Genomic DNA, 13,729 nt, shown 5'->3' with positions numbered 1-13,729 from the left:
GGTCAGACCGGTTCGGTGAGCTCCTTGCGCTGCTGCGGGACCCCGGCCAACGACCGCTGGCGGGTGGTGAGCAGCGCCGCGACCGGGCTGGGCTCGCGCAGCCGGTTGAAGCGGTCGCGCATGCCCTTGCGCATGCGGGACGCCTTACGCTTCTGCATCGTCTTCTGGCAGGCGACCACGTGCTCCTTGGCCGGCTTGGGCGCGCCGCTCAGCTCGTAGCCCATGGACTCCAGCCGGTCGCCCAGCATGTGCTCGCACAGCGCGATCTCCCAGTCGTCGAGCCGGTTCGCCCAGCTCCCGACGCGGCTGCGGGTGACCTCGCGGTGGGTGTTGCTGTGCCAGACCTTGTGCTGCGGCACCGCCACGCTGGCCGCCTCGCGCGGCGAGATCATGGACGGCGAGAAGTCCTCGTCCAGGAAGTGGCAGAGCTTCTTCAGCTCGGTCATCGGGTCGTCGGTGAGGTCCTCGTAGCGCAGCTCGTAGTAGGTGTCGGAGGCCAGCGTGCGCTTCAGCCTGCCGCCCGCGTCGATGGCCTCGGCCCAGGTGGAGACCGCGTGGAAGGAGTCCAGGGTGTACCAGGGCATCTCCTTCAGCGAGGCCACGCAGTCGCGGCCGTCCCTGATGAGGTGGATGAACTGGGCGTCGGGGAAGAGCCGCAGCAGCAGGTCCACCTGCTTGACGTAGCTGGGCCGCTTGTCGCCCCAGCGGGCCTTGTCGAAGCGGTCGGCGTACATGCGGAAGGCCGTGCCGATCACGGAGCCGAGCGAGCCGGGGCCCTCGACGGACTGCCGGACGAACTCGTTCTTGTCGATCTTCAGCTCGCGGAACTTCGTGCTGCGGTCGGTGGCGATCCACTCCGCCAGCGCGCGGCGGCGCTGGGCCACGCGCAGGTCGCCCCACGTGCGGCGGCGGTAGTAGGCGGGAACGAGGAAGCGCGTCTCCGGCGGCACCGCCATGCGCGGGTGCGAGTGGAGCATGAGCTGGAGCATCGTGGTGCCGGACCGCGGACATCCGATGACGAAGACTGGTCGGTCGGACATGTCGTTGTAACCCCCGAAAAACTTAGACGAGAACGTGCTCTCGGCTCTCCTGAGGCGAGCCCGCGCCGTGCCTGCGCGTGAAGAGCCACATCCGATAGACAAGGAAGACCTCGTTGGCGAGCAGCAGGAGCCCCGACAGCGCGGCGAGCGGGATCAGCGCCCATGCCCCCGCAAGGGGCGCGATCACGAACACCGCCGCGTGGAACTCGATGCCGCTCACCAAGTGCGATCGCACGCGATGGCGGGCCAGGAACCTGTTGAGCCGCCTGAAGAACCGGAAGAAACCGCGGGGCCGGGGCCCCCGCCCCAGCGCCACCTGCCCGGGCTCCGGCCCGTCGAGGGGGTCCGGCCCATCCAGCGGGTCAGGCCCGTCCAGCGGGTCAGGCCCGTCCAGCGGGTCAGGCCCGTCCAGCGGGTCGGCTCCGTCGAGGGGGTCAGGCCCGCCCAGGGGGTCCGGCTCCTGCCGCTCCTCCCTGACGGCCTCGCGTACCCGCTTCATCTGCGGCGCGTTGACGTACCTGAACAGGTCCAGGACCGCCACCGCGGCGCCGAGCACCACGTAGCGGACGTCGCCCGTCAGCGCGTACTGCCCGTAGGCCAGGCCGCCGGCGCACAGGACGACCCGGATCCGGTCGCCCACGTAGTCGAGCCAGAGACCGAACGGTGTCCCCGTGCCCTTGAGGCGGGCGATTTTGCCGTCCACGCAGTCGATCATGAAGCTCAGATAGAAGAAGCCTGCGCCCGCTATGAGCTGGTTCGATGCGAAACAGGCGGCCGACACCATGCCGAGGACCAGCGAGAGCACCGTGAGTCCGTTGGGTGTCATCCGGGTGCGATTGGCGACCGGTAGTGCGACCCGGCAGGCGACCGGGTCCACGAAATACACGGTCCACCAGGAGTCTCTCCGCTTGCGTGTCTCGTAGACGTCATCCAGCGAATAGGTCCTCATGCCTCCCAGCATGACCACGCGACGCGCCGGAACGATTACTGTCTGGAACTACTGGGGGATGTCCATGCCGCTTCTTGACCAACCCGGCACGGAGAACCGCCACACCGGACCGGATTCACCGTCCCTGGCCCAGTTCTTCAGCACCAGACCGCGCATTTCGGCCCGCACCTGGAGCCGCCAGGGGCCGCCGCCTTCGAGCCGGTGCGGGTCGAAGGCGGCCACGACGCCGTAGCGGCCACGCCGCCTGGTCTCCAGGGGCACCCGGCGGTCGCCGTCGCTGAGCCACAGGTTCACCTTGGGGACCTTGCGATCGACGCGGTGGATGCCGACGTGGGCGCGCAGGCGGTACTCGGCGCCCGTCCACTCGCACGACTCGACCCTGGCGATCAGCTTCAGCTCCTCGCGGGCGTCGAACACCTCGTCGGGGATGCGCAGCCGGCGGTCGCGGAAGAAGGGGTAGTCGCCGTACCAGTTCGTGCTGCGCAGCCCGCGCGGCACCACGCGGGTGACGTCCTCGCGCCCGCGCCGGAACTCCCGCACCGTACGCAGCTCCGCCACCAGGCCGCGCCTGAGCAGGTGCAGCTCCAGGCGGCGCAGCGACGGCGCCGAGTCCAGCACGTGCGGGCCCAGCGCGGCCATCCAGGAGTGCCCCAGCTCCAGCAGCGGCCCCGGATCCTCCTCGCAGTGCTCCAGCGCCTGGAACAGGAAGATCGTGTCCTTCTCCAGCACCAGCGCGTCGAAGCCGTCGAGCAGCTCGGGCGCGCGATCGTCGAGGAAGGCGCGCACCGCGCGGATGGCCGCCAGCCGCTCGGCCAGGTTGGGCAGCTCGGAGCGGCGCTGCGTGATCGAGGTCTCCCCCTCCTCGCGCTTGCGCCAGTGGTAGACGACCTGGCCCACCATGTCCACGCTGGTCGCCAGCACGTGGGCCTGCATGGCGACCGGCACGTCCTCGTAGATGCCCGAGGGGAACTCCAGGCCCGCGCGTTCCCAGAAGCCGCGCCGGTAGACCTTGTTCCACACGGTGCGGTCCCTGACCAGCACCTGTTTGTCGGTGATGTGCGTGCACAGCTGCGGGCGCCTGAACACCTTCTCGTGCAGGACCGACTCCTGCAGCTCGCCGTCCACCAGCCGCCGCACCGCCCCGCACGCCAGGTCGGAGCCGGTCTCGGTGAGCTTGCCGACGAGCCGCTCGTACGCCTCCGGCGGCACCACGTCGTCACCGTCGGCGAAGGCCAGGTACGCGCCCCGCGCCTGCCGGATCCCCTGGTTGCGGGCCGGGCCCGGCCCCAGGTTGCGCTGGCCGATCAGCACGAAGCGGTCGTCACTGGCCGCGAAGTCCTCGGCGACGCGCCGGCTGCCGTCCACGGAGCCGTCGTCCACCAGGACCACCTCCAGGTCCTCCAGCGTCTGCGCGGCCAGCGACTTGAGGCACTCGGCGAGGTACGGCTCCACGTTGTAGATCGGGACGATGACGCTGAGCAGGGGGATCATGCCGGATTCACTCCTTGGCTCGGTACCTGGTCGAGGCCACCATGCCTTGAGCGCCGACCGGAATGACTGTCCCTGATGAGCTCTTTACCTGAGGCGGGTTCCGCTACGTTGTGCTGAAGGACGAGCACCGAGCGTAAGGGGGAGACGGTGCTGAGGGATGTCCAGGACGACGAGCTGGCGGACATGCGCCGCTGGCGCAACCATCCGCGGGTGCGCGCCGCCAGCTTCACCACGCACGAGATCTCGGAGGCCGAGCATCTGCGCTGGTGGGCGGCGGTCAGCGCCGATCCGGGCAGGCGCGTGCTGATGTACGACCACCACGGCCTCGCCGCCGGAGTGGTGACCTACTCCGACCTGACGGCGGAGAGCGCCACCTGGGGTTTCTACCTCGACCTCGACACGCTGGAGCGGCGGGGCGACCTGCTGCCCGCCTGGATCGGGCTGGAGCGGGCGGCCGTCGGGCACGCCTTCGGCCCGCTCGGGCTGAGCACGCTGCGCGGCGAGGTGCTCGACGGCAACGAGCCGGTGATGCGGCTGCACAGGCGGTTCGGGTTCGCCGAGGTGAGCAGGCGCCGGCAGCTCGTGGACGGGGTGCCGCGCGACGCCGTGACCTTCGAGATCAGGAAGGAAGGCCGATGATCTCCATCGGAGGACGGGTGATCGGGCCCGGTCAGCCGCCGTTCGTCGTGGCCGAGCTGTCCGGCAACCACAACGGCAGCCTGGAGCGGGCGCTGGCGATCGTGGACGCGGTGGCCGAGGCGGGGGCGCACGCGCTGAAGCTGCAGACGTACACGCCCGACACGCTCACCATCGACTGCGACGCGCCTTCGTTCCGGGTGGGCGACGGGCACGAGCTGTGGGGCGGGGAGAGCCTCTACCAGCTCTTCGAGCGGGCGCACACGCCGTGGGCGTGGCACGAGCCGATCTTCGAGCGGGCGCGGGAGCGGGGGCTGGTGCCGTTCTCGGCGCCGTTCGATCCCACGGCGGTGGAGCTGCTGGAGAAGCTGGACGCGCCGGCGTACAAGATCGCTTCATCGGAGATCGTGGACCTGCCGCTGATCCGGCTGGCCGCCGGCACCGGCAAGCCGCTGATCATCTCCACGGGGATGGCCTCCGTCGCCGAGATCGAGGCCGCGGTGTCGGCGGCCCGCGCGGCCGGGTGCACGCAGCTCGCCGTGCTGTCGTGCACGGCGAGCTATCCCGCCGCGCCCTCGGAGAGCAACCTGCGCGCGCTGCCGCTGCTGGCGGCGATCACGGGCGAGGTCGTGGGGCTGTCCGACCACACGCCCGGCATCGGCGCCGCGCTGGCGGCGGTGGCGCTGGGGGCGTGCCTGATCGAGAAGCACGTCACGCTGTCGCGGGCGGACGGCGGCGTCGACTCGGCCTTCTCGCTGGAGCCGGCCGAGCTGGCGGCGCTGGTGGCGGAGAGCGAGCGGGCGTGGCAGTCGCTGGGCGAGCCGGTGCTCGGGCCCCGGCCCTCGGAGCGGGAGGGGCTGCGCTTCCGCCGCTCGTTGTACGTGGTGCGGGACGTGAGCGCGGGTGAGCCCGTGACCCCGGAGAACGTGCGCTCCATCCGGCCGGCGGGCGGCCTGCCACCCGACGCGGCCACGGCGGTCATGGGGCGGCGCTTCACCCGGGACGCGCCCTTCGGCACCCCGCTCACCTGGGACCTGATCTGACCGGCCCGGCTCACCTGGGACCTGATCTGACCGGCCCCGCCCACCTGGGACCTGACCTGACGGCCCGGCTCACCCGGGACTGATCCGCCCAGCCGGGCCACGTCCAGGCGGGTGCGTCAGCAGATGGCCAGCAGCGCGTCGGCGACGCGCTCGCGGCCCCTGCCGTCCACCAGCCCGGCGCCCCGCCGCCCGTGCTCCTCGCGGGCGACGGGGTCGGCGAGCAGCCGCGCCAGCACGCCGGTCGCCTCCGCGTCCGCCGCCCGCCCCAGCCCGGCCGCCGCGCCCAGGCCCACCAGCTCCTCGTAGCCGATGCGCTGGTTGTCGGCCACCCAGGTCAGCGCCGTGGGCACCCCGAGGTAGAGCAGCTCCCAGATCGCCGACCCGGCCGCCGTCACCACCAGGTCGGCGCCGGCCATCAGCGCGGGCAGCCGGTCCGTCGGCGGGATCACGGTGATGGGCCCGCCCGCCGAGAACGGGGCCGGGCTCACGACCGTGCCGCGAAAGGGGTGCCCGGTCGCGTTGAGCGCCCGCGCCCACGCCGGCGCGACGCCGCCGCTGTCGGTGCCGCCGAAGAAGCAGAGCACCTCGGGCACCGCGTCGCCGGCGGGCGCCCGCGCGTGCCGGCGCACGCTGTCACGCAGCAGCGCGTAGCGGGCTCCGGCCAGCCGCCGGGCCTGCAGCGGGAAGGGCCGCCGCTCGGCGCCGAGGTTCTGGTCGAGGTAGAGGTCGGCCTCCTGGCCCAGCGGGTCGCCGTCCATCAGGGCCAGCACCGCGAAACGGGCGTCGCGCAGCACCGCGCCGGTCTCCGCGGGCAGCTCGTAGGAGTCGAGCACCATGGCGTCCAGGCGCAGCTCGCAGGCCAGCGCGGCCAGCCTGGCGGGCTCGGCCGGCGCGGGCACCAGCGGGAAGCCGCGCTCGCGCAGCTGCGCCCTGGCCCACGCCGAGCCGCACACCTTGCCGAGGAAGACCACCCCGACGCCCCGCGCGCTCAGCTCCTCCGCCAGCGCCACGCACCGCACCAGATGCCCGACCCCGATCTTCATCCCCGCATCGCAGCGCAAGCCCACCCGTGCGGGGTGCGCCATGCCGATCACGCGTCCTGCAGGGCCTTCTGCCGCACGTGCGCGTTGAGCCCGCACACCTCCGGCCGCTCGCGCAGCCAGCTCACCAGTGTCCGGACCGGCACGCAGCGATCGCCCAGCTCGGCCACCACCGCCGAGATCAGCCGCCAGTCGTCCTCGGTGTCGAGCGTGACCCGGAGGTCGTCGGCGGCGGGCCGGTAGGCCAGGCCGAGCAGCCGCGTCTGCCCCGGCTCCTCGTAGAGGTAGGAGGTGACGTGGGTGCGGTGGTAGCCCGCGGCCTCGGCGTGCGCGCGCTCGAACGCGGCCCGCCCCGCCAGCTCCACGTCGAGGCCGCGCGGCAGCGTACGCGCCAGGCTCGTGCTCAGGTAGTCGAGCCCGGGCACGGCGCGGAAGACCAGCGCCGCCTCCCTGACCACCTCAGGGTCCAGCAGCGGGCAGTCGGCGGTGAACCGCATGACGGCGTCCCACCGCCGCCCCGCCAGCACCTGCGCGAACCTGGTCAGCACGTCGTCGACCGGCCCTCGGTGGCAGGCGACGCCCAGCCGGTGGCATTCGGCGACGACCGCGTCGTCGGCCGGCTCGGTGGTGGTGGCCACGACGAGGTCGTCCAGTGCTCCCGCCTCACGCGCGGCGCGGACCACCCAGCCCAGTACAGAGCGGTCACCCAGCTCTCGCAGCACCTTTCCGGGTAGTCGTGTTGAGCCCATACGGGCCTGAACAATTCCGACAATACGCACCGAAGCCCCATTCCCCCGTGTGACAGCGCGTGATTATCCGATCGCGCTATGCTACCCCCTGCCACGACGACTACCGCGCCCAAAGCGCGATTCCAGGGGGCCACGTGAGCATTCTCAGTGGATCGTCGATTCTGATCACCGGAGGAACGGGGTCCTTCGGCAAGGCGTTCATCCGCCACGCGCTCGACTCGCTCGCCGTCCGGCGCCTGGTCGTCTTCTCCCGCGACGAGCTCAAGCAGTACGAGACCAGGCAGCTCTTCGGCGACGACGAGCGGCTGCGCTGGTTCATCGGCGACATCCGTGACCGCGACCGGCTCACCCGGGCCATGCACGGCATCGACTACGTCGTCCACGCCGCCGCGCTCAAGCAGGTCGACACCGCCGAGTACAACCCGTTCGAGTACGTCCGCACCAACGTGGCCGGCTCGCAGAACGTGGTGGAGGCCGCCATCGACTGCGGCGTACGCAAGGTCGTCGCGCTCTCCACCGACAAGGCGTCCAGCCCGATCAACCTCTACGGGGCCACGAAGCTGGTCGCCGACAAGCTCTTCGTCTCCGCCAACCACTACGCCGCCGCGCACGAGACCCGGTTCTCGGTCGTCCGCTACGGCAACGTGGTGGGCAGCAGGGGCTCGGTCATCCCGCTGTTCCAGCGGCTGGCGCAGCAGGGCAGCAGCCTGCCGATCACCGACAAGCGCATGACCAGGTTCTGGATCACGCTGGAGCAGGCGGTCAGGTTCGTGGTCGACTCCTTCGACCTCATGCAGGGCGGCGAGCTGTACGTGCCGCGCATCCCCAGCATGCGCATCACCGACCTGGCCGAGGCGCTGGCGCCCAGCAGCTCGATCTACGAGATCGGCGTGCGGCCCGGCGAGAAGCTGCACGAGGAGATGATCGGCCCCGACGACGGCCGCAGGACCCTGCGGCTGGAAGACCGCTACGTCGTCCAGCCCACGATCGCGACCTGGGGTTACGTGCCGCCGCGCACCGGGGAGCTGCTGCCCGAGGGCTTCTCCTACCGCTCCGACAGCAACGAGCAGTGGTTGTCGGTCGACGACCTGCGCGCCATGGTGGCCGGCTGATGCTGCCTTACGGCCGGCAGTCGATCGCGGAGTCCGACGTCGAGGCCGTCGCCGAGGTGCTGCGCGGCGACTGGCTGACGACCGGGCCCGCGGTCGGCCGCTTCGAGGCGGAGCTGGCCCGCTGGACGGGCGGCGTGCCATGCGTGTCGGTCACGTCGGGCACCGCGGCGCTGCACGTCGCCTACGTGGCGGCCGGGGTCGGAGCGGGCGACGAGGTGGTCACCTCGCCGCTGACGTTCGTGGCCACGGCCGCCACGGCCGCCCTGCTGGGCGCCCGGGTGCGCTTCGCCGACGTGCAGCCCGACACCGGCAACCTCGACCCCGACGCCGCCGCCGCGCTGGTCACCGCCAAGACACGGGTGGTCACGGCGGTCGACTACGCCGGCCATCCGGCCGACTACGACGAGCTGCGCGAGGTCGCCGCCCGCGCCGGGGCGGTGCTGGTGGCCGACGCCGCGCACTCCATCGGGTCGGTCTACAAGGACCGGCCGGTGGGCTCGCTGGCCGACCTGACCACGTTCTCGTTCTTCCCCACCAAGACCGTGACCACGGCGGAGGGCGGCGCCGTGGCGGCGGCCGACCCCGCGCGGCTGCGGCGGGCCGCCCGGTTCAGGAACCACGGCCTGGTCAGGGAGCCGGCCGAGCAGCGCGCGCCCGGCGAGGGCGGCTGGCACCAGGAGGTGCACGAGTTCGGGCTCAACTACCGGTTGCCCGACGTGCTCTGCGCGCTCGGCGTCAGCCAGCTGCGGCGGCTGGCACAGTTCAGGGAGCGGCGGGCCGCGCTGGTCGAGCGGTACGACGCGATGTTGCGCGACGTTCCCGGGCTGACGCTGCCCGCCCAGCGGGCGTACGTGCGGCCGAGCTGGCACCTCTACCCCGTCAGGATCGGTGACGGGCGGCGGCGCGAGGTGTACGAGCGCATGCGGGCCGCCGGGATCGGGGTGCAGGTCAACTACGTGCCCGCCTACTGGCACCCGGCGTTCGAGGACCTCGGCTACCGGCGCGGGCTCTGCCCGGTGGCCGAGGCGTACTACGCGCAGGAGCTGTCGCTCCCGCTGTTCCCCGGCCTGACCGACGCCCAGCAGGAGCACGTCGTGGAGACGCTGGCGGGCATCCTGCGCTAGCAGTCCCCCGGCTCCTTCACCGTTCGGCCAGGAGCAGGCAGCCGTCCTCGCCGCGGTCGATCAGGAAGCGCCGCTCGGCCACCGTCGCGACCGCCCGCTGCCTGGTCCGCACCAGGGGCCGGATGGCGGTGCCCTGGTCGATCACCACCTCCCACCACGACTCGTGGCCCACCCGCTCGTCGATGTCGGCCAGCGGCACCCGCGCGTGGAAGTCCTGCCCGGCCAGCGCCACGGGGAAGTACATCTCCTCGCCGTCGCTCCTGCGCTGCAGCCGCAGCACGGGCTCGCCGTCGCCGATGTCGCTCATCTCCCCGGAGAACAGCAGCTCGCCGCCGTCCACGCGGTACTCGCCGATGACCGCGTCGGCCGTACGCACCCGTACGCCCCAGGCGCCCTTGGCGTTGCGCGCGGGCACCAGCCACACCCCCGACCTGCGCCGCGGCACCGGCATCAGCGGCGGCAGCCAGCGCGGCCCCGCCACCCGGCCGTCGAGCCGCAGGCCGTGCCCCCTGAGCTGCACCTTCAGGTCCCAGTGCCCGTGCCGGGCGAGCTGCGCCTTCGACAGGGCACCCGGGTCGAACGCGAACCGGAACGGGAACGCGTGCTCCGGCAGCCGCCCGCCGTCCTCCTGCTCGACGCTCTCCCAGACGGGCACGCTCTCCTCGTCCGACAGCGGCAGGACGTCGCCGGTCGCCCGCTCCTGCATCCAGGTCCGCACCCGCACCCGGCGCAGCTCCCCCACGTCGAACCGGCCCACGGCCACCCGCCCCGAGCCGTGCAGCACGCCGTCGCTCCAGTCGACGCTCACCAGCCTGGTCTGCAGCGCCAGCTCGCCGGAGACCTCCGACAGGTGGCCGGGCATCGACGGGTGGCGGCCGTACCAGCGCTTGCGCAGCAGCCCGGTCGAGCCGATCCTGGGCCGCAGCCGCCCGTCGCCCGCCTGGGCGTACACGCCGGCCAGCTCGTCCAGGCGGCGCTCGTGCAGCAGATGGACCAGGAGCCGCTGCTCGAACGGCAGGCTCTGCCAGGCCTCCCGCGACACGCCGTCGAGGTAGCGGACGGCCAGGTCCACCAGGCCGGGCTCGGCCGAGCCGCCCATCGCGGCCAGCGCCTCCACGGCCACGGCCATGTCGATGTCCAGGGTGTCGCGGTCGAAGTCCGGCTTGAGCTTGGGCGCGCCGCCGGCCAGCAGGTCGGCGGTCTGCAGCACGGACAGGAGGCGGTCGCGCAGGTTTCCCGGCTCCAGGCGGCGCTGGGTGATCGAGGCGTCGGGCTCGTCACGGTGCCGCCAGTGATAGACGACCTTGGCCAGCACGTCCACGGAGCGGGCGCCGATGTGCGCGGCCATGGCCACAGGCTGGTCCTCGTACATGCGCTCGGGGAACCGCAGGCCCAGGGCGTCCCAGAAGGAGCGGCGGTAGACCTTGTTCCACAACATGCGGTCGCGGATCAGCAGCGGGTGGCGGGTGATGTGGGTGCGCTTGGCGGGCCTGGCGAACGCCTCGCGGTGCGCCCACGACGGGACCAGCAGGTTGCGGTAGAGCCGCATGACGTTGCCGCAGGCCAGGTCGGATCCGGTGTCCTCCAGGGAGGAGACCAGGCGCTTGAACGCCTCGCGCGGGACGGTGTCGTCGCCGTCCACGAAGGCGAGGTAGGCGCCGCTCGCGTGCCGCACCCCGACGTTGCGGGCGTGGCCCACCCCGTGGTTGTCCTGCCTGATGAGGCTGATCCGCGGGTCGTCCTCGATCTTGGACGTGACGACGGCCGGGCCCTGGTCGGCGCTGCCGTCGTCCACGCAGATCACCTCCAGCTCCTCCAGAGTCTGGGCCACGATGGAGTCAAGGCAGGGTCCGATGTACTTCTCGACGTTGTGGAACGGGACGATCACCGACAGAACCGGCACACGCACTCCTCATCGTTTCGTCTACTCAGCTCGTCGCCTCACCCGGACAGCAGGCGGATGACGCGGCGGGCGACCTTGCGGGGGCGGGCCAGACGGCGGGAGAGCCGGTAGCCGAGCGTTCTGCGGTAGGCGGTGGCCTTGCGCTGGGTCCTGCGCAGCTTGGCCTTGGCCCGCACCAGCTCGCGCTCGCGGTAGGAGAGCTTGGTCTCCAGGCGGGAGATCCTGGCCAGGGCCGCGGTGAGCTGGTCGGCCAGGCGGTCGCGGGCGGCCAGCAGGTCACGGTACGTCGGGGCGTGCTCGGTCAGCTCGGCGGGCTGGCCCAGCTCGGCGTCGAGCTTGCGGGCCCGGTCGAGGTCGCCGGCGTCGCACGGCCGCCCGGCCATCCCGCACAGGGTGAGCGTGAGCTGGTCGGCCTCCAGCGGCCACGGCCACGGATGGTGGTGCCCCGCCGCCAGCAGCCTGACCGCGAACCGCCACAGGATCCGGCACAGCACGACCTTCGGCCCCGGCGGGACGGCCAGGCCCACCGGCGGGTTGACCGCGGCGAACCGCTCGCCGTCGAAGACCAGGCTGTCGGTCGCCGCCGACACGTCGCCGCCCGCCTCCAGCCAGCCGGCCAGGTCGGCGAGCAGCATGCGCACCGTCGCGACGTCCTCGCGGGCGCACGCCTCGACGAGGATCTCCTCGACCACCCGGCCCGCCGGGATCGGCCGCTCCTGGCCGCCCGGCAGGCGCCTGGTGCCGCCCGGGGTCAGCTCGTACAGGGCCGGGCCCTCCTCGATGAGGCCCAGCGGCAGCTCCACCGCCCGCGGCCGGTCGCCGGGGCGCGGCGTCCTGCTCGCCACGGCCAGCCACAGCGGGGCCAGCTCCTCCCCCAGGCCGTGCCTGAACACCAGCCGGGTCAGCCGCAGCGGGTCGGCCACCAGCATCCGGTCGCCGTCCCTGGCGCTCAGCGGGAACGTGAGCGCCTCCGGCAGCTCGAACGCCAGCGCCTCCCTCGACAGCAGCGACCGCGGCGCCCGCCGGTCCGGGTAGGCCGCGTAGCAGCGCTGCATGCTCAGCCCCGCCGACTCCAGCCCCAGGTCGAGCGCCTCGGGGCCGCTGGGGTAACTCGGGTCGAAGCCGTGCGGCGCCCACTGGTCGTCGGCGCACTCCCTGTCGGCCGGTCTGGCCTCGATGAAGCGGTCCACGCCCAGGTCGTTGCGTACGCCGAGGACCAGCGTGCCGCCGGGCGCGACCAGCTCGGCCAGCGCGCCCAGCGACTCGCTCCAGGCCGCCGCCGGCGCCTCGGCCGAGTGGGTGCGCAGCAGCCCGTCCATCGCCAGCACCACGTCGTACGGCTCGTCGGCGTCCAGCACCTCCAGCCGGCCGCAGAACACCGCCAGCCCCGGATGCCGGGCCCCCAGCGCGCACGCGTCAGGGTAGGAGCGCAGCAGCACCGCGGCCGACGCCGCCCGCGCCACCACGTCGTCCACCAGCGTCCGCGGGTGCGGCCCGACGAGCAGCACCCGCCCGTCCTCCGGGATCGCCCGCCTGATCAGCTCCAGCGCCGCGCCGCGCCACTCGGTGACGCCGCCGATGGCCGACATGTCGGACCACAGCAGCATCTCCCCGCCGATCAACCGGACGTTCGCGGGCGCCTCGTCGTTCGTGGGGCCCTTCATGCGGCGCGCCCCCGCTTCCATCCGAACATTCGCCGTAGCTCCTCCGGTGTCGCCTGATACTCGAATCCCAGCTCGCGCCGCGCCACCTCCGCCGCCAGCCCGGGATCGACCTGCGTGCCGTGCAGTTCGGGCCAGAGCCGCTTGCGGCGGGCCGTGCCGCCGTACTCGGGACGTTCGTCGTCGAACTGCATCGGATCGCCGTACACGGCGACGTCGCAGCCGACCGAGGCGCCGTAGAACAGCGCGCTGCCGAGCCGGTTGGAGGCCACCCTGCGGTGGCGCCGCAGCTCGATGAGCTGCTTGCGCAGGAAGTCGCGGCCCTTCCCCTCCCAGCGGGATCCGCGCTCGCCATGGCAGATGACCCGGAAACCCCTCGATTCATACGAACGCCGAATGTCCGGATTTGCGTATTCAAGCCAATAAAGGCACACCGTTACCGGACCAGTCTCGACATTTCGGATTTCGTCGGCAAGGCGGGCATGGTCGCCGCTGACGGAATGCTTTTCCCAGCCATGAAAGGGATACCAGATCGTACCCTTGCGATCGGGCCGGACACCCAGCTCGGGCTCTAGGTGAAGCAAGTAGATCCAGGGGGCGCCGATCAGGTAGTGGCCCCGGCGGCCCATCGACCAGCCCCTGCGCCGCAGCACGTCCGACCAGACGAAACGGGGATATCCGGGGCTGCACCAGTGGTCGTTCGGCGGAAATCCGTGGAGATAGTTCCATCCGTGCTGAAGGAACCCTTGGATGCGCTTCGGCGCCTCGTCAGGAAGGCCACAGTAGTTGCCGAGTATGCGGGAGTGCCCGTACCAGTGATTGGATTCGTCCATCATTCCCCCCGTACGGTTGCCGTGGTCCCATCCGACATTCCCAGCCCTCCTACGGGGTCACGCCTCGTTATACGGTTCCATTACTCAGGTCGGGGGCTTGGTTTTTCCTGGCGGGCGATTACCGCTACACTTCGTCGTGGCTTGAGGA

At 72.1% G+C, this 13,729-nt stretch carries 12 protein-coding genes; 4 read left to right on the top strand and 8 right to left on the bottom strand.

Going from position 1 to position 13,729, the window contains the following annotated elements:
• Positions 1 to 2: 2 nt before the first annotated feature.
• From LCN96_RS05290 to LCN96_RS05280, 3 genes are read right to left on the bottom strand one after another with little or no spacing between them, the layout of a single operon-like run.
• Positions 3 to 1,040, bottom strand: a complete 1,038-nt coding sequence (locus LCN96_RS05290; RefSeq protein WP_225271437.1) for a sulfotransferase family protein — start codon at positions 1,038 to 1,040, stop codon at positions 3 to 5.
• 22 nt (positions 1,041 to 1,062) lie between these two features.
• On the bottom strand, positions 1,063 to 1,989 hold the full coding sequence (locus tag LCN96_RS05285) for a CDP-alcohol phosphatidyltransferase family protein (RefSeq protein ID WP_225271436.1): 927 nt from the start codon (positions 1,987 to 1,989) through the stop codon (positions 1,063 to 1,065).
• Positions 1,990 to 2,037: 48 nt separating this feature from the next.
• Positions 2,038 to 3,480 (bottom strand): glycosyltransferase family 2 protein, encoded by a 1,443-nt coding sequence (locus LCN96_RS05280; RefSeq protein WP_225271435.1) that lies wholly within the window; start codon positions 3,478 to 3,480, stop codon positions 2,038 to 2,040.
• Positions 3,481 to 3,627: 147 nt separating this feature from the next.
• Here LCN96_RS05280 and LCN96_RS05275 point away from each other — a divergent pair, with 147 nt between their 5' ends.
• Together LCN96_RS05275 and pseI are read left to right on the top strand one after the other, a co-directional pair.
• Positions 3,628 to 4,119: a GNAT family N-acetyltransferase gene (locus LCN96_RS05275; RefSeq protein WP_225271434.1), complete on the top strand. Its 492-nt coding sequence runs from the start codon at positions 3,628 to 3,630 to the stop codon at positions 4,117 to 4,119.
• Positions 4,116 to 5,159, top strand: coding sequence for a pseudaminic acid synthase (gene pseI / locus LCN96_RS05270; protein WP_225271433.1), 1,044 nt, complete (start codon positions 4,116 to 4,118; stop codon positions 5,157 to 5,159). The genes LCN96_RS05275 and pseI overlap by 4 nt, the downstream gene beginning before the upstream one ends.
• Positions 5,160 to 5,275: 116 nt before the next feature.
• Here the strand turns inward: pseI and LCN96_RS05265 are convergent, their stop codons facing one another.
• Both LCN96_RS05265 and LCN96_RS05260 read right to left on the bottom strand, forming a co-directional pair.
• A complete protein-coding gene (locus LCN96_RS05265) occupies positions 5,276 to 6,202 on the bottom strand; it encodes a PseG/SpsG family protein (RefSeq protein ID WP_225271432.1) in 927 nt (308 codons plus the stop codon).
• A gap of 47 nt (positions 6,203 to 6,249) precedes the next feature.
• Positions 6,250 to 6,978 carry a cytidylyltransferase domain-containing protein gene (locus tag LCN96_RS05260; RefSeq protein WP_225271431.1) on the bottom strand — a complete coding sequence of 243 codons (729 nt, stop codon included), beginning with the start codon at positions 6,976 to 6,978 and terminating at the stop codon, positions 6,250 to 6,252.
• 104 nt (positions 6,979 to 7,082) lie between these two features.
• Between LCN96_RS05260 and pseB the strand changes: the two genes are divergently transcribed.
• Positions 7,083 to 8,060, top strand: coding sequence for a UDP-N-acetylglucosamine 4,6-dehydratase (inverting) (pseB, locus tag LCN96_RS05255; RefSeq protein ID WP_225271430.1), 978 nt, complete (start codon positions 7,083 to 7,085; stop codon positions 8,058 to 8,060).
• Positions 8,060 to 9,184, top strand: coding sequence for a DegT/DnrJ/EryC1/StrS family aminotransferase (locus LCN96_RS05250; protein ID WP_225271429.1), 1,125 nt, complete (start codon positions 8,060 to 8,062; stop codon positions 9,182 to 9,184). Before pseB ends, LCN96_RS05250 begins: the two co-directional genes overlap by 1 nt.
• 16 nt (positions 9,185 to 9,200) lie before the next feature.
• Here the strand turns inward: LCN96_RS05250 and LCN96_RS05245 are convergent, their stop codons facing one another.
• Genes LCN96_RS05245 through LCN96_RS05235 form a run of 3 tightly spaced genes read right to left on the bottom strand, consistent with a single transcriptional unit; the run spans position 9,201 to position 13,584 of the window.
• On the bottom strand, positions 9,201 to 11,087 hold the full coding sequence (locus LCN96_RS05245) for a glycosyltransferase family 2 protein (protein ID WP_225271428.1): 1,887 nt from the start codon (positions 11,085 to 11,087) through the stop codon (positions 9,201 to 9,203).
• 38 nt (positions 11,088 to 11,125) lie between these two features.
• Positions 11,126 to 12,751 (bottom strand): methyltransferase domain-containing protein, encoded by a 1,626-nt coding sequence (locus LCN96_RS05240; RefSeq protein ID WP_225271427.1) that lies wholly within the window; start codon positions 12,749 to 12,751, stop codon positions 11,126 to 11,128.
• A complete protein-coding gene (locus LCN96_RS05235; protein WP_225271426.1) occupies positions 12,748 to 13,584 on the bottom strand; it encodes a hypothetical protein in 837 nt (278 codons plus the stop codon). The genes LCN96_RS05240 and LCN96_RS05235 overlap by 4 nt, the downstream gene beginning before the upstream one ends.
• Positions 13,585 to 13,729 lie beyond the last annotated feature (145 nt).

It is taken from the genome of Nonomuraea gerenzanensis, from assembly GCF_020215645.1.
In the GTDB taxonomy this organism is placed as follows: Bacteria; Actinomycetota; Actinomycetes; order Streptosporangiales; family Streptosporangiaceae; genus Nonomuraea; species Nonomuraea gerenzanensis.
This window is presented reverse-complemented; position numbering and strand designations above follow the sequence as displayed.